Genomic DNA, 15,446 nt, shown 5'->3' with positions numbered 1-15,446 from the left:
GGCGTCACAAACGAGTAAAGACCAGCGAGCCATTGGTGCCACCGAACCCGAACGAATTCGACAAGGCGACATCGATCTTCATTTCCCGCGCGGTGTGCGGCACGTAGTCGAGGTCACAACCCTCCTGGGGATTGTCCAGGTTGATGGTCGGCGGTGCAATCTGGTCGCGAATCGCCAACACGCTGAACACGGCCTCGACCGCGCCGGCGGCTCCCAATAGGTGACCGATCATCGACTTGGTCGAACTCACTGCCACCCGATTCGCCGCCTCGCCCATGACCTTCTTCACCGCTCGCGTCTCGGCCAGGTCGCCGGCCGGCGTGGAGGTGCCATGGGCATTGATGTAATCGATGCGTGCCGGATCGATGCCCGCATCGTGAATGGCATTGCTCATCGACAAGGCCGCTCCACTGCCATCTTCCGGTGGCGCGGTCATATGGTAGGCATCATCGCTCATGCCGAAGCCGGTGAGTTCGGCATAGATGGTCGCCCCCCGCTTCTTGGCGTGTTCATACTCTTCCAGCACCAATACGCCAGCGCCATCGGAAAGCACGAAGCCGTCGCGGTCACGGTCCCAAGGCCGGCTGGCGGCTGCCGGGTCGTCGTTACGCGTCGACAGTGCGCGTGCCGCGGAGAAACCGCCCAGTCCCAACGGGGTGGTGGCCATCTCGGCGCCACCGCACAGCATCACGTCGGCATCGCCGTAGGCGATGGTGCGCGCACTGTAGCCAATATTGTGCGTGCCGGTGGTACAGGCGGTGACGATCGCGATATTGGGTCCCCGGAAACCATGCTGAATCGCCAGGTTGCCAGAAATCATGTTGATGATCGAACCCGGCACGAAGAACGGTGAGATGCGCCGGGCGCCCCCCTTGATCATGGCTTGATGGTTATGCTCGATCATCGGCAGGCCACCGATTCCCGAGCCGATCGCCACCCCGATGCGGTGGGCATTCTCCTCGGTACACTCGATTCCGGCATCCTGGATTGCCTGCGTTCCGGCGGCCACCCCGTACTGGATGAACAGGTCCATCTTGCGGGCATCCTTGGGGTTGAGATACGGACTGATGTCGAACCCCCTGACCGAGCCGCCGAAACGCGTGTTGAGCCCATTGGTATCGAAATGCTCGATAGCGGCGATACCACTCTTGCCGGCCAGGATGTTGTCCCAACTCTCCTTGACGGTATTGCCCACGGGGGTTACCAGACCGAGTCCGGTGACCACGACCCTTTTACGAGGCATCAGCTTTCCTCCAGACTTCTTTGGGTGGCACGTTCCTACCAACGCGAAGATGGGTAGCATGCCATGTTTCGCGCATTATACCTGAACAGCCTGGACGTGTGCCGCCGGCATGCAAATCCGTTAACCTCGCTCCGGCTGCTGCGCTTGCCAAAAAGCGAGAGCCGTTCTGTTTCCAGAACGGCTCTCCATACAGACACTGGTCCCAGCGCTGCGTTCCGCTACGGTCACGAACGTGACGTCACGCCTTACTGGTGCGCGTTGACGTAGTCGATCGCTTCCTGAACGGTAGTGATCTTCTCAGCTTCTTCGTCAGGGATTTCGGTATCGAATTCCTCTTCGAGCGCCATCACCAGCTCGACGGTATCCAGGGAATCCGCGCCGAGGTCCTCGGTGAAGGAAGAAGTGTTCTGGATGTCCTCTTCCTTGACGTTCAGACGTTCGGCCACAACCTTCTTCACGCGCTCTTCGATGGTGCTCATTATGTCGTCACTCCTAGTCGTACGAAATCCGCAAGCCAAAAAGCTGCGGGGTAGTTTATAGACCGCCCCTCGCCGACGCAACACAAGCGTCGACCGAGCTGTCAGCGCATATTCATGCCACCATTGACCTGCAAGGTCTCCCCGGTGATATAACTGGCCGCATCGCTGGTCAAGAAACCCACGGCAGCAGCAATTTCCTCAGGCTGCCCCAGGCGAGCCAGCGGAATCTGTGCCAACAATGCTTCGTGCTGTGCCTCGGGCAATGACTCGGTCATGTCGGTGGCAATGAACCCCGGCGCCACCGTATTGACAGTGATATTGCGCGATGCGACTTCACGTGCCAGCGCACGCGAGAATCCTTCCATGCCAGCCTTGGCGGCAGCATAGTTGCTCTGGCCCAGGTTGCCCATGGTGGCGACAACCGAACTGATACTGACGATGCGACCGAATCGCGCCTTGGTCATGCCACGGACGCAAGCCTTGGACACACGATAGACGGACTTGAGATTGGTATCGAGCACCGTATCCCACTCATCTTCCTTCATCCGCATCAGCAGATTGTCGCGAGTGATCCCGGCATTATTGACGAGAATCGTCGGCGCGCCGAACGTTTCACCGATCTCCTTGATCAGCGCATCGACGCTAGCCTGGTCGGTGACATCAAGTTTTCGACCGGCACCTTCGATCCCCTGCGCCTTGAGCTCGGCATCGATCTTCTCGGCTCCTTGTTCACTGGTGGCCGTTCCGATCACCACACGTCCCTGACGACCCAGTTCGTGAGCGATGGCACGGCCGATACCGCGACTGGCCCCAGTGACCAGAGCAATTCTGCGAACGCTTGTCATAATCCGTCCCGAATGAATCCACGTCGTTGTCGGGCAGCATTGCCCATTTATTGGCTGGCCATGTCCCGGGCCAGCTCCAGTGCTGCAGCCAGGCTATCGGGGTCGTTGACCGCCAGCCCCTTGCTGCCGCGCGCGATGCGCTTGTTGAGTCCCGTCAGTACCTTGCCCGGGCCGCACTCGATAAAGACCTCGGCGCCCTGTGCGACCATCGCCTCGATGCAAGCGGTCCAACGCACCGGCCGATAGAGCTGCTCGACCAAACGAGCGCGCAGTGTTTCGACATCGGCATGCGCCTGGGCATCGACATTCTGTATCACGGTATAACGTGGCGGACGAATATCGATGTCCTGCATGGCGGCCGACAAACGCTCGGCGGCCGGACGCATCAATGCGCAATGCGATGGCACCGACACCGGCAAGGGTAGCGCACGCTTGGCACCGGCTTCCTGACACAGTGCCACAGCACGCTCCACCGCGGCCTTGCTGCCGGCGATAACCACTTGGCCTGGCGCATTATAGTTGACCGCCGACACCACTTCATCCCGCTCGGCAGCCGTTTCGCAGGCCTGCTCCACGGCAGCATCGTCAAGACCCAACACGGCCGCCATGGCACCCTGTCCCACCGGCACCGCTTCCTGCATGGCCTCGCCACGCAGCCGAACCAGCTGCACCCCTTCGGCGAAGGTCAACACGCCGGCGCACACCATGGCGCTATACTCGCCCAGGCTATGCCCCGCCATGACCGACGGACGCGGACCTTCAAGCTCCTGCCACACGCGCCAGATGGCGACACTGGCTGTCAGCAGCGCCGGCTGAGTGCAAGCGGTAGCATTCAGGGCCTCCTCAGGCCCCTCCTGTACCACATTCCAGAGGTCATACCCCAACGCATCCGACGCTTCCTCGAAGGTCGTGCGCACCACGCTGTAGCGTTCGGCCAGCTCCCGCATCATTCCGACATGCTGGGAGCCCTGCCCCGGAAACACGAGGGCCAGGGATTGTGTCATGGCTATCACCTTTCACTATTGTATTCATCGGGTCGGCAAGCTGGGGGCCCACCCGTGCCGAAATCGCGCGGGACCGCGGCGATCGCCGACCGGCGCCTACTGAGTTCGGAGGCAAGATGCGTCGGCAGAGCACGCTCGACTTCCTGCACGGCTCGCGACACGGCATAGGCAAAGCCCGTGGCCTCGGCACCGCCATGGCTCTTGACCACGATCCCTCCCAACCCCAGAAGACTGGCACCATTGTAGCGCACCGGATCGAGCTGGTTTTTCAAACGCCGCAGGGCGGGGCGCGCCAGGGCCCCGATCAGGCGGCTACTCCAATGGGCCTCAAACGTTTGCTGGACCCGACCGATCAACATTCGCGCCAACCCTTCGCTGGCCTTGAGCACGGCGTTGCCGACGAAACCATCGCAGACCACCACGTCGACCTCTCCCGAGAAGATGCCGTCGCCTTCGACGAACCCGCGGTAGTCAAGGTCGCCGGCCTGACGCAGCAAGGCATCGGCCTGGCGCACGCTGGCGGTACCCTTGGTCCCCTCGACACCGACATTCAGCAGTGCGACTCGCGGCGCTTCCAGCCCATCGACCTGACGCGCCATGACGTCGCCCATCCAGGCAAAGTCCACCAACCGCTCGGCGCTGGCTTCGACGTTGGCCCCCAGATCGAGCAAATAGCAGCGCCCCCCGCTACGGGTGGGGATCGCCGTGCTGATCGCCGGACGCGGCACCCCGGCCACCGTTCCCAACGCTCGCCGTGACAAGGCCATCAGGGCACCGGTATTGCCGGCACTGACAGCAGCATCCGCCTCGCCGGTCGCCACACAGTCGAGCATCATCGCCAAGCTCGAGTCACGAGGCGCACGCAGCGCACTCGAAGGCTTCATGGCCTCGGCAATGATCGTCGGCGAGTGTTGCAGGGAAAGACGTGTCAGAACGGTGGACAACGAGTTGGGCAGAGCATCGAGCGTGCGCTCCAGCTCGGCTTGGCGACCGAACAGCTGGACCTCCAGCCGGGGATGCGCCAGCAGCGCCTGAGCCGACCCGAGTACGGTGGCACGGGGACCCAGGTCCCCGCCCATCGCATCGATGGCGAGTCGCACGGTCAGCGTCAGCTATCGAGCGTCGCCAGAGTGGTCATCGACTCAAACGTCGATGACCTTGCGACCACGATAGAAGCCGTCCGGAGAGACGTGGTGGCGCAGGTGAGTGGTACCGGTCTCCTTGTCCTGGGACAGGGTCGGCGCGGACAGCGCATCGTGGCTACGGCGCATGCCGCGCTTGGAACGGGTCTTGCGATTCTTTTGAACTGCCATGGGATATCACTCCAAAGTGCATCGACAATGATCAGGATTTGCCTTTCAAGGTGCGCAACACCTCGAAAGGGTTAGCAGCAGGATTTTCCGAGCCCTCGGAGTCCGCCCCGCTGGTCAGCTGGTCGCGAGAGACGTTGCACTGGGCCTCGTCGTGGTAAATCACCTGAGGCAGGCTGAGGATCAGTTCGTCCTCGAGCACACTCAGGAGATTCAGCTGTTCGTTTTCCACCAACACTGGCTCGTGGGTGCTCGGCAACGCGGCCGCCACAGCATCGTCGGAAACCACCCCCAACAGGAAGTGGCTCTCGACACGCACCGGCATCGCTTCCAGACAGCGACGACAAGGCAGCAGCACCTCGGCCTCGAGCCAGCCTTCGATGACTCGCCGACCCTGCGCATCGATACCGAAATCGAGCCGCGCCTGGCAATCGCCCTGCTGCGCGCCGACGTCAAGCGCCAGGCGCTCGAAGGCCTCGAGTGCCACCAGGCCCTCGAGACGTTCATCCTGGGCGGCGAGCCGATAGGGCTCGACCTGTAATGGGAGTCGTGTGGTCAACATAGGCGCGCAATGATAGGCACTCCCCCCGCCTCTGTCAAAGCACCCGTACCCCTGTACAACCCTGCCCACTGCAAGGCAGACTCAACTGGGCGCGCCGCGACTCCCCCATCCTGGTTCACCACCGAGGAAATGCCCATGACATCTCTGGTACTCGCCTCGGGGTCACGCTGGCGCCGCCAGCTACTCGACCGGCTTGCCCTGCCCTATGCGTGGGCCAGCCCCGATATCGACGAAACCCCGCGCCCCGACGAGTCGCCCGAGGCACTGGTACACCGTTTGGCGCTGAGCAAGGCCAGCCGCCTCGCTGCCGACTATCCCCGGCACTTGATCATCGGCTCCGACCAGATCGCGCTCTTCGACAGCGAAATTCTCGGCAAACCCGGCGACGAGGCCACCGCACGCGCCAACCTGGCACGCTTTTCCGGCCAGCGGGTGCGTTTTTTGACCGGGCTGGCCCTCCTCGACACCCGCCGCGGCCAGCATCGCGTCTGTCATGAGCGCTACGACGTGGTCTTCCGCCGTCTCAGCGAGCGCGAGATCGCCAACTACGTGGCACGCGAGATGCCGTTGGACTGCGCCGGCAGCTTCCGCATGGAGGGGCTCGGCATCGCCCTGTTCGAGAAACTCGAGGGCGACGACCCCAACACCCTGATCGGTCTGCCGCTGATCCGCCTGTGCGAGATGCTACGCGAGGCCGGACTGGACCCGCTCGCCGAACCGTAAGCCGTAAGCCGTAAGCCGTAAGCCGTAAGCCGTAAGCCGTAAGCCGTAAGCCGTAAGCCGTAAGCCGTAAGCCGTAAGCCGTAAGCCGTAAGCCGTAAGCCAGAATATGCGGCCTTGTGCCATACAACTAAGCCTTTGTGGTTTTCTTACAGCTTAAAGCTTACAGCTAATAGCTAGTATACCTGGTAGCGCAGCGGCGACTGGCTGCTGGGGATACCCATCCACTCAGCGGCAACCCGCCCGAAACGTCGCGTCAGGCGTTCAAAGGGATCGAGTGGCGGCGTGTAATCGCGCAGACGCGGCTCTTCCAACCGCTCGCGCGCCACACCGTCCAGGCTGTTGAGGCTGTCCACCAACCCCAGATCGACAGCTTGCTCGCCGGTCCAGATCAACCCGGAGAACAGCCGCTCGTCATTGGCCAGACGCTCGCCACGCCCTGCCTTCACGGCCTCAATGAATTGGCGGTGAGTCGTGTCCAGCACTTCCTGCCAGAATGCCCGCTGCTGAGGTGCGATCTCCGAGAATGGGTCGAGGAATGCCTTGTTGTCACCAGAGGCAAAGACACGACGCTCCACACCCAGGCGATCGATGGCCTCTTCCAGGCCGAAGCCGGCGGAAACCACCCCGATCGACCCCACCAGGCTCGAAGGCGCAGCAACGATCTCATCGGCGGCCGCGGCAATATAGTAGCCCCCACTGGCACCGATATCCTCGATCACCGCGATGATAGGCTTGTCGCCTGTATCGCGCAGCCGCATGATCTCCTGGTAGATGCGCTGCGACTGCACCGGGCTGCCACCGGGGCTGTTGATATGCAGCACCACGGCCTCGGTCGTCTTGCTTTTCCAGGCGCGCTCCAGCCCCTCGATGATCCGCTCGGCATTGGCCGGCGACTCGCTGTCGATGGGCCCCTCGATGCTTACCACCCCCAAGTGCGGCACCGTGGGCACCGACGAGCGGCTCGCTGCAAACAGGCCATAGGCGGCAATCGCCAGCGAAGCCAGGATCAGAGCCGCAAAGAAGAAACGAAAGAACAACTTCCAGCGCCGACTGCGACGTTGCTCGACGAGCACACCATCGATCCAACGCCCCATCATTTCGAGCTGCGCCAGGCGCTGGCGCTCGCGCAGCGTCTCGGCATCCTCGCCCGCCTGAGCCGACGGTCCGGAGCCGCGAGCTTGCGAATCACGTTGGCGCTGCGCCTCTTCGGGGCTCAATTGGGGGCCTTGCGTCCATTTGTCGTCGTGGTGGTTGTCGTCACTCATTGGCATCCCGCTCGGTAGTGAAATCGGGTCAGTGGCATAGCCAGTCAATCAATTCGGGGAAACTATCGACAGTGAAGGTCGGCGTGCTTCGCGCCAGCCGTTCAGCGGCGTGCACCCCATAGGTCACGGCCACCCGGTCCATGCCCAAGGCACGAGCCATATCCAGATCGTATTCGGTATCGCCGACCATCAGGGCATCGCCTACCTCGACGTCAAACTCGGCCAGGAGTTCCTCGAGCATCTGCGGATGCGGCTTCGAGCGGGTCTCGTCGGCCGTCCGGCTGGCATGGAACCAGGCGCCACTGCCGTTGGCTGCAAACACGCGATCGAGGCCACGACGGCTCTTTCCGGTAGCCACGGCCAGCCGCAGCTCAGGGCTCTCACGCAGCCTGGCGAGGCCCGCCTCGACACCGGGAAAGAACGCCTGCGGCGTCTGGTCGGCCAATACGAAGTGATGGGAATAACGTTCACGCAACAGGAGCGCCTGTTGCCCCGAAATCCCTGGACACATCCGTGCTATGGCTTCGGGCAGGCCCAGTCCGATGATATCGCTTACACTTTCGCGACTCAGCTCCCCCCACCCGGCATCTCGGGCCGCTGCCTGCATGCAAGCGACGATCCTTGATTCGGAATCCATCAGGGTGCCATCCCAATCGAAGATCACCAATCGGTAACGCATCTTTTCTCCAGACGTCAGGACTGCTGGCGCGCCCTCGTCAGCGCCTCGTTCAGTTCGTCGCCAAGCGGTGCCTTGATATGCACCGGCCGACCACTGGTGGGCTCGGGAAAGGTCAGCGCGGCCGCATGCAAGAACAGCCGAGACAACCCGAGACGAGCAGCGAGCTGCTGCCCCTCGCGCGAGCCGTACTTGTCGTCGCCCAGTAGGGGGTGGCCGGCATGAGCGGCATGCACGCGGATCTGGTGGGTACGCCCAGTGACCGGCTCGGCCTCCACCAGGGTGGCCTTGGCGAAGGTTTCGCGTACCGCAAAGCGGGTCCGTGAGACTTTGCCTTCGGCATCGACCCGCACCCGTCGTTCGCCATTGCCGGCCTCGAAGCGGTCCAGTCGGGCGCTGACATAGTCGCGCCGCGCCGGCCAGCGCCCGGCCACCAGGGCCAGATATTGCTTGTCCATCTGGCGCTGCATGAGGGCGTTATTGAGCGCGAGCAATGCCGGACGTGTCTTGGCCAGCAACAGGCAACCTGAAGTGTCCCGGTCGAGGCGGTGCACCAGCTCGAGAAAATCAAGGTCTTCGCGCACCTGGCGCAGCGCCTCGATCAGACCGATCTTGACCCCGCTGCCGCCATGCACCGCCAGCCCCGACGGCTTGTTGATCACCAACCACTCAGGCCCCTCCACCAATACGCTGCCGGCCAGCAAGTTACGCAGATTGTCACTGACATCTCGCACCGCCTCTTCGGGCGCCAGACGCAACGGCGGGATACGCACCAGATCGCCGACCACCAGCCGATAGTCGACCTTGACGCGCTTCTTGTTCACGCGCACTTCCCCCTTGCGCACGATCCGGTAGATCAAGGCCTTGGGGGCGCCCTTGAGACGTGTGCGCAGGAAATTGTCGATACGCTGCCCAACCTGTCCCTCGGAAACCTCGACCCACTGTACATTACGCCCTTCGGCCATGCCCTTTCCTCACCGAACCTGCAAAAAGGACATTCTACCGCAGAGCGACAGCGACTGCGTCAATTGCTGCTATCCAGCATTACTGGTATATTTCCAGCTCGCTCAAATGGGCAACAAGCGCCCGGAAAACGCGCCTGCACTGCTGACACGCAGGCCAGAGCGACGAATAAGGCCGCCACGACGAACAAGAGTCGTCACGGCGCCAGTAGCAAATGAAGTGACATAGATAGAACGAGAGAACGCCACGCCCGGACCCCGGACCGTACCCGCGCCACAACGCCGGACGGTTCGCAGGCCACGGGGACTTTCAACACCGTGCCGGAGGCCGGCGTTGGCGAATCGATGAATGCCAGGTGTCTGGCGGTAGACCGCAGGGCCGGATGGGCGTGATCATGCCCACCGAAACATGTCCTGCCGCCGCCGCGTACTCAACATGATCAAGTCATGGCCGTGACGCTATCCGCGTGCGGTCATGTCCGGGCGCTGTACCGCATCCGCGACATGCGCTGAGCACAAGCACGCAGCACCAGAGGTTCGCCTTCGTCGACGCACACTGCCCGCCATCCGGCGCGACTCAGTTAGCGAGACAACATGAAACGGATGCTCATCAATGCGACCCAGCCCGAAGAGCTGCGCGTCGCGCTGGTCGATGGACAACGCCTGTACGACCTGGATATCGAATCCGGTGCCAGGGAACAGAAAAAAGCCAACATCTATCGCGGTAAGATCACCCGCATCGAACCCTCCCTCGAAGCCGCCTTCGTCGACTTTGGTGCCGAGCGTCACGGCTTCCTGCCGTTGAAGGAAATTTCCCGCGAATACTTCTCCAAGGAACCCAGCGGGCGCCCCAACATCAAGGAAGTGCTCAAGGAAGGCCAGGAAGTCATCATCCAGGTCGACAAGGAAGAACGTGGCAACAAGGGTGCCGCCCTGACCACCTTCATCAGCCTGGCCGGTCGCTTCCTGGTACTGATGCCCAACAATCCACGGGCAGGCGGTATTTCGCGGCGTATCGAAGGTGACGAACGCACCCAGCTCAAGGAGGCCATGGGGCAACTGACCCTGCCCGACAAGATGGGGGTGATCGTGCGCACCGCGGGGATTGGTCGCAGTCCCGAAGAGCTGCAGTGGGACCTCGACTACCTGGTCCAGGTGTGGGAATCGATCACCGAGGAAGCCGGCAAGCGCCCTGCGCCTTTCCTGATCTACCGTGAATCCAACGTCATCATCCGCGCCATGCGCGATTACCTGCGCCAGGACATCGGCGAGGTACTGATCGACAACCCCGAGGTACACCAGGAGGCCCTGAGCTTCATTCGCCAGGTCATGCCGTCCTACCAGCAGAAGATCAAGCTCTACGCCGACGAGGTGCCACTGTTCTCGCGCTTCCAGCTCGAATCGCAGATCGAGACGGCCTACCAGCGTGAAGTGAAACTGCCGTCCGGCGGTTCCATCGTCATCGATCACACCGAAGCCCTGGTCTCCATCGATATCAACTCGGCGCGTGCCACGCGCGGCAGCGATATCGAGGAAACCGCGCTGCAGACCAACCTGGAAGCCGCCGACGAGATCGCCCGCCAACTGCGCCTGCGCGATATCGGCGGCCTGGTGGTCATCGATTTCATCGACATGAGTCCGGCACGCAACCAGCGCGATGTCGAGAATCGCATGCGTGATGCGCTCAAGCTCGACCGCGCCCGGGTACAGATCGGTCGCATCTCGCGCTTCGGCTTGATGGAGATGTCTCGACAGCGTCTGCGCCCGTCGCTGGGCGAAACCAGCGGTGTGGTCTGTCCACGCTGCGTTGGCCAGGGCACCATTCGCGATGTGCGTTCGTTGTCGCTGTCGATCATGCGCCTGATCGAAGAAGAGGCCATGAAGGAGCGCAGCGCACAGATTCGCGCCATCCTGCCGGTGCCGGTGGCCACCTATCTGCTCAACGAGAAGCGCAGCGTGCTGGCCGAGATCGAGCGTCGCCAAGGGGTCAAGGTGGTGATGCTACCCAGCCCCGAGATGGATACGCCTCACTACGATGTCCAGCGTCTGCGTGACGATCATATCGACGAGGAAGAGGCCGACAAGTCGAGCTTCGAACTCTCCACCGAGACCGAGATCGGCAAGGAGCCCGATCCGAGCTTCAGCAAGCCGGTACAGCGCGCCGAAGCCGCGGTCAAGAGCGTGGTGCACAATGCGCCGGCGCCCGCCTCCTTGCAGCAGGACGTCCCCGCTGACGAAGCCGAGGTCGCTCCGGCCAGCACTCCGCAGAGTGAAGGAGCCCTGTCGCGCCTGGTCAAGGGACTTGCCAAGCTGCTCGGCGGTGCCGATGAGCGCCATACGGCGCCGACACCCCGTGACCAGCAAGCCCCTTCCCGCCAGCCAGCAGCTCGCAGCCAGGAGAGCGATTCGCGTGGCGAACGCGGTAGCCGAGGCGGGCGCAACGGAGGTGGCCGTCGCGGTCGTGGTGATAGCCGTGACGAGACGCGCCAGGGCCGCGGCCAGCGCCAGGAGGCAGGACGTGGCGACAGCCGCGAGGCCAAGGACAGTCAGGTCAAAGCGGATAGCCGCAGCGATACTACCCGTAAGAGCCCGGCAGAGGGCCATGGTCAGCGCGGGCGCGGGCGCTCGAGCGACGAGGGGCAGCGGCCTCAGGATAGCCGACAGCGGGAAGCGGCACAGGCCGACAAGACTGCCACCACTGGTGATGTCTCCAAGAGCAAGGACAGCGACAAACCCAGCAGTGACGGCAAGCCCAAGCGGACCCGCAACAATCCGCGGCAACGCACCCGCAAGCATGCGCTGAACCCTGAGGCCCAGGCCGAGCAGGAGCGTTTACAGGCGGAGGCCGCCAAGGCAGAGGCGCCAACGCCGGCTGCCGAGCCCAAAGCCGAAGCCCAGCCTACGGCGGAGGCGCCCAAGCAACCGGCAGCCAAGCCGGTTGCCGAGCCCAAGGCTGAGACAGCCCAGCCCGAGACCAAGGGGGAAACCAAGCCGGCTGCCGAGCCCAAGGCCGAGACAGCCCAGCCCGAGACCAAGGGGGAAACCAAGCCGGCTGCCGGGCCCAAGGCCGAGCCCAAGGCCGAGAAAGCCCAGCCCGACGCCAAGGCGGAAACCAAGCCGGCTGCCGAGCCCAAGGCCGAGCCCAAGACCGAGACAGCCCAGCCCGACGCCAAGGCGGAGACCAAGCCGGCTGCCGGGCCCAAGACCGAGACAGCCCAACCCGAGGCCAAGGCGGAGACCAAGCCGGCTGCCGAGCCAAAGGCCGAGCCCAAGACCGAGAAAGCCCAGCCCGAGGCCAAGGCGGAAACCAAGCCGGCTACCGAGCCCAAGGCCGAGCCCAAGACCGAGACAGCCCAGCCCGACGCCAAGGCGGAAACCAAGCCGGCTGCCGGGCCTAAGGCCGAGAAAGCTGAGGCCGAGGCCAAGACGGAAACCAAGCCGACTGCCGGGCCCAAGGCCGAGAAAGCTGAGGCCGAGGCCAAGGCGGAAACCAAGCCGACTGCCGAGCCCAAGGCCGAGAAAGCTGAGGCCGAGGCCAAGGCGGAAACCAAGCCGACTGCCGAGCCCAAGGCCGAGAAAGCTGAGGCCGAGGCCAAGGCGGAAACCAAGCCGACTGCCGAGCCCAAGGCCGAGAAAGCTGAGGCCGAGGCCAAGGCGGAAACCGATGCCGTTGCGCCGGAGGCCGTTACCAAGTCGGCGACTCGTCGTCGGCGCCGGGCACATAACGACCCACGGGAAATCCGCCGCCGCGAGCAGCAGACCACCAAGGCCGAAGACGGCAAGTGAGCCGAATGTCCGGGAAAGCACGAGCTCCCGGATCTCTATCGAAAACGCCCACCGCAAATCGCGGTGGGCGTTTGTGTTTCAGGGACTCGACGCGCTCAAGCTGGCTCGTCGACTCCCACCAGTCGTGGCTCGCGCTCGAGCTTCACACCAAAGCGCCGATACACTCGTGCGGCAATGGTGTGAGCGAAATCCAGCAGTCCACGAGCATTGCCCCCACCATGGTGTACCAACACCAGTGCCTGACGATCATGTACCCCGAAGGCTCCTTCCCGATGCCCCTTGAGCCCACAGCGATCGATCAACCAACCCGCCGCCAGCTTGACCCGGCCATCCCCTTGAGCAAAGTGGGGCAAGTCAGGGTTCTCGCGCAGCAGGGCCCTGGCCTTTTCGGCGCAGACCAGGGGGTTCTTGAAAAAACTGCCGGCATTACCCAGCTGCGAGGGATCGGGCAATTTCTCGCGGCGCACTCGACATACCGCCTCGGCAATCTCGCGTGCCGACGGCGCCAGTCCTAGTCGGCTGGCCAGGTCACCATAATCGAGGCGCGGTCGTGGTCGGCGGGAAAGTCGCAATACCAGCCGAGTGATCGCCACCCGGCCATCCAGTTTCCCCTTGAAGATGCTATCGCGGTAACCGAAAGCGCAGTCGGAGACGCCGAGCACCTCCTCGTGGCCATTATCGAGATGCACCAGATGCACGGCCTCGAGCACCTCGGCCAGCTCAACCCCGTAGGCACCGATATTCTGGATCGGCGCCGCGCCACAATGGCCGGGAATCAGTGCCAGATTTTCGATGCCCCACAGGTCACGCTCGACCAGTGCCATGACCAGCGTGTGCCAGTCCATGCCTGCTTCGACGTGAACCCGCACCGTCTCGGCGCCCCCCTCCTCCAACCACCATTTGGCAAAGACTGGTTGCACTATCAATCCCGCCAGACGCTCGTCAAGAATCAGGTTGCTCCCCCCGCCCAGCAGCGTCAACGGCCACTGGCGCTCTCGGGCCAGGGATATCGCTGCCATCAGCTCGGCATGGCTGGCGGGAGCCACGAAGCGGTCGGCGCGACTGGGCAGGCCTAGCGTATTGGCGCCACGCAGGTCGTGATCGTGGTATATCTCTAGGCTCAAGGCGACGTCTCCAGGCGGCGGCGCAGGGTGGCAATCAGGCCGTCGGCACCAGCCTCGATCAAGTCCAGCACCTCCTCGAAGCCCCGTGCGCCGCCGAAAAAGGGATCGGGCACCGCCTTGTCCTCGTAGCCGGCAAAGTCCAGAAAGAGCCCGATATGCGCCTGGCAATCCGGTGGACGCCGCGCCTCGAGCGCCAACAGATTGTCATGATCCATCGCCAACAGATAGTCGAAGCGTTGGAAGTCGCTATCGTCGAGCTGACGGGCGCGCAGCGCGCTCAAGTCGAACCCGCGCCGTGCCGCCGCGGCCCTGGCACGCCGGTCCGGGGTCTTGCCGAGATGCCAGTGTCCGGTACCACAGGAATCGACCTCGACCCGGTCCGCCAACCCGGCCTGCTCAAGCTTGTGACGCAGGATGCCCTCTGCGGTAGGCGAACGGCAGATATTGCCCAGACACACCAGCAGTACGCGCATCGCTTATCGCTCCCCATCGTCAACGGCTAACAGCGCCCTGACCCGTTCCAGATCCTCGACGGTATCGACCCCGGCCGGATGGCCCTCACAGGCCAAGGCCACCTGAATCCGATGACCGTAGTGCAGGGCCCGCAGTTGTTCGAGCTGCTCGAGCCGTTCCAGAGGCGCGGGCGGCCAGTCGCGATAAGCGGCCAGAAAGCTCGCCCGATAGGCATACAGGCCGATATGGCGCAGCCAGTTCTCATGCTCGAGCCGCTCATGATGCGGGCCACCGATCTCGCGCCCCCAGGCTTCCCTGTTCCATGGGATGGGAGCACGCGAGAAATACAGTGCCCGGCCGGCAAGATCGCGTACCACCTTGACCACACTGGGATTGAACAGCGTCTCGGCGTCGCCGATCGGCTCGGCAAGGGTGGCGATCGATGCCTCGGAATCCTCGGCCAGGCGTACCGCCACCTGATCGATCAACGCCGCCGGCAGCAGCGGTTCATCGCCCTGCACGTTGACCAGGATGGCGTCACCGGTCAGCGCCAGTGACTCGACCACCTCGGCCAGGCGGTCGGTTCCCGTGGGATGGTCGGTGCGGGTCATGACCACTTCGCCGTCGACTGCCTCCACGGCATCGCGGATACGCTCGTCATCGGTCGCGACGATCACCCGCGAGGCCCGACTTTGCAGGGCCTGACGCCAGACGCGCACCACCATCGGCTCACCGCCGAGATCGAGCAGCGGCTTGCCCGGCAGGCGGCTGGAAGCATAGCGTGCCGGAATCACCGCGATGAAATCACTCATTCCTGGTCGCTCCCGGCGACTTGCCAAGCTTCTCATCGACATCCATGACCCGGGCTTCCTCTTCCAGCATCACCGGGATACCATCGCGTATCGGAAACGCCAAGCCATCGAAATGACACTTCAGTTCACCCCGCTCACGGTCATACTTGAGCTTGCCCTGGCACAATGGGCAAACCAGCATGGCCAGCAGTTCCTTGTCCAT

At 63.3% G+C, this 15,446-nt stretch carries 16 protein-coding genes; 2 read left to right on the top strand and 14 right to left on the bottom strand.

Going from position 1 to position 15,446, the window contains the following annotated elements; all coding sequences use genetic code 11:
• Positions 1-4 precede the first annotated feature (4 nt).
• The 7 genes from fabF to ACFOEV_RS08505 all read right to left on the bottom strand — a co-directional run bounded on the left by fabF (position 5) and on the right by ACFOEV_RS08505 (position 5,443).
• Positions 5-1,243, bottom strand: a complete 1,239-nt coding sequence (fabF, locus tag ACFOEV_RS08535) for a beta-ketoacyl-ACP synthase II (protein ID WP_386772838.1) — start codon at positions 1,241-1,243, stop codon at positions 5-7.
• Positions 1,244-1,488: 245 nt separating this feature from the next.
• Positions 1,489-1,722: an acyl carrier protein gene (gene acpP, locus ACFOEV_RS08530; RefSeq protein WP_016414620.1), complete on the bottom strand. Its 234-nt coding sequence runs from the start codon at positions 1,720-1,722 to the stop codon at positions 1,489-1,491.
• A 101-nt stretch (positions 1,723-1,823) separates the two neighbouring features.
• Positions 1,824-2,567 carry a 3-oxoacyl-ACP reductase FabG gene (fabG, locus tag ACFOEV_RS08525; RefSeq protein ID WP_386772836.1) on the bottom strand — a complete coding sequence of 248 codons (744 nt, stop codon included), beginning with the start codon at positions 2,565-2,567 and terminating at the stop codon, positions 1,824-1,826.
• A 47-nt stretch (positions 2,568-2,614) separates the two neighbouring features.
• A complete protein-coding gene (gene fabD / locus ACFOEV_RS08520; RefSeq protein ID WP_386772834.1) occupies positions 2,615-3,571 on the bottom strand; it encodes an ACP S-malonyltransferase in 957 nt (318 codons plus the stop codon).
• Positions 3,572-3,576: 5 nt separating this feature from the next.
• The gene (gene plsX, locus ACFOEV_RS08515) at positions 3,577-4,671 is read right to left on the bottom strand and encodes a phosphate acyltransferase PlsX (RefSeq protein WP_386772832.1); all 1,095 of its coding nucleotides are present in this window, start codon (positions 4,669-4,671) and stop codon (positions 3,577-3,579) included.
• Positions 4,672-4,713: 42 nt separating this feature from the next.
• Entirely contained in the window at positions 4,714-4,884 is a 171-nt protein-coding gene (gene rpmF / locus ACFOEV_RS08510) for a 50S ribosomal protein L32 (protein WP_386772830.1), read from the bottom strand.
• A 31-nt stretch (positions 4,885-4,915) separates the two neighbouring features.
• Entirely contained in the window at positions 4,916-5,443 is a 528-nt protein-coding gene (locus tag ACFOEV_RS08505; protein WP_386772828.1) for a YceD family protein, read from the bottom strand.
• Between the two features lie 135 nt (positions 5,444-5,578).
• Here ACFOEV_RS08505 and ACFOEV_RS08500 point away from each other — a divergent pair, with 135 nt between their 5' ends.
• Positions 5,579-6,166 carry a Maf family protein gene (locus ACFOEV_RS08500; RefSeq protein ID WP_386772826.1) on the top strand — a complete coding sequence of 196 codons (588 nt, stop codon included), beginning with the start codon at positions 5,579-5,581 and terminating at the stop codon, positions 6,164-6,166.
• A 173-nt stretch (positions 6,167-6,339) separates the two neighbouring features.
• Here ACFOEV_RS08500 and sppA read toward each other — a convergent pair whose 3' ends face one another.
• From sppA to rluC, 3 genes are read right to left on the bottom strand one after another with little or no spacing between them, the layout of a single operon-like run.
• Positions 6,340-7,431 carry a signal peptide peptidase SppA gene (gene sppA, locus ACFOEV_RS08495; RefSeq protein WP_386772824.1) on the bottom strand — a complete coding sequence of 364 codons (1,092 nt, stop codon included), beginning with the start codon at positions 7,429-7,431 and terminating at the stop codon, positions 6,340-6,342.
• 28 nt (positions 7,432-7,459) lie between these two features.
• Positions 7,460-8,110 (bottom strand): HAD-IA family hydrolase, encoded by a 651-nt coding sequence (locus tag ACFOEV_RS08490; RefSeq protein WP_386772822.1) that lies wholly within the window; start codon positions 8,108-8,110, stop codon positions 7,460-7,462.
• 14 nt (positions 8,111-8,124) lie between these two features.
• The gene (gene rluC, locus ACFOEV_RS08485; RefSeq protein WP_386772820.1) at positions 8,125-9,072 is read right to left on the bottom strand and encodes a 23S rRNA pseudouridine(955/2504/2580) synthase RluC; all 948 of its coding nucleotides are present in this window, start codon (positions 9,070-9,072) and stop codon (positions 8,125-8,127) included.
• 591 nt (positions 9,073-9,663) lie between these two features.
• Between rluC and rne the strand changes: the two genes are divergently transcribed.
• A complete protein-coding gene (gene rne, locus ACFOEV_RS08480) occupies positions 9,664-12,855 on the top strand; it encodes a ribonuclease E (protein WP_386772817.1) in 3,192 nt (1,063 codons plus the stop codon).
• A 95-nt stretch (positions 12,856-12,950) separates the two neighbouring features.
• Here rne and murB read toward each other — a convergent pair whose 3' ends face one another.
• From murB to ACFOEV_RS08460, 4 genes are read right to left on the bottom strand one after another with little or no spacing between them, the layout of a single operon-like run.
• Positions 12,951-13,979 carry a UDP-N-acetylmuramate dehydrogenase gene (gene murB, locus ACFOEV_RS08475; RefSeq protein ID WP_386772815.1) on the bottom strand — a complete coding sequence of 343 codons (1,029 nt, stop codon included), beginning with the start codon at positions 13,977-13,979 and terminating at the stop codon, positions 12,951-12,953.
• Positions 13,976-14,452 carry a low molecular weight protein-tyrosine-phosphatase gene (locus tag ACFOEV_RS08470; protein WP_386772813.1) on the bottom strand — a complete coding sequence of 159 codons (477 nt, stop codon included), beginning with the start codon at positions 14,450-14,452 and terminating at the stop codon, positions 13,976-13,978. Before ACFOEV_RS08470 ends, murB begins: the two co-directional genes overlap by 4 nt.
• A gap of 3 nt (positions 14,453-14,455) precedes the next feature.
• On the bottom strand, positions 14,456-15,244 hold the full coding sequence (gene kdsB, locus ACFOEV_RS08465; protein WP_386772811.1) for a 3-deoxy-manno-octulosonate cytidylyltransferase: 789 nt from the start codon (positions 15,242-15,244) through the stop codon (positions 14,456-14,458).
• Positions 15,237-15,446, bottom strand: coding sequence for a Trm112 family protein (locus ACFOEV_RS08460; RefSeq protein ID WP_386772809.1), 210 nt, complete (start codon positions 15,444-15,446; stop codon positions 15,237-15,239). The genes kdsB and ACFOEV_RS08460 overlap by 8 nt, the downstream gene beginning before the upstream one ends.

The organism is Litchfieldella rifensis, from assembly GCF_042646605.1.
GTDB lineage: Bacteria > Pseudomonadota > Gammaproteobacteria > Pseudomonadales > Halomonadaceae > Litchfieldella > Litchfieldella rifensis.
The sequence above is the reverse complement of the archived record's forward strand: the minus strand, read 5'-3'. Positions and strand labels throughout refer to the sequence as shown.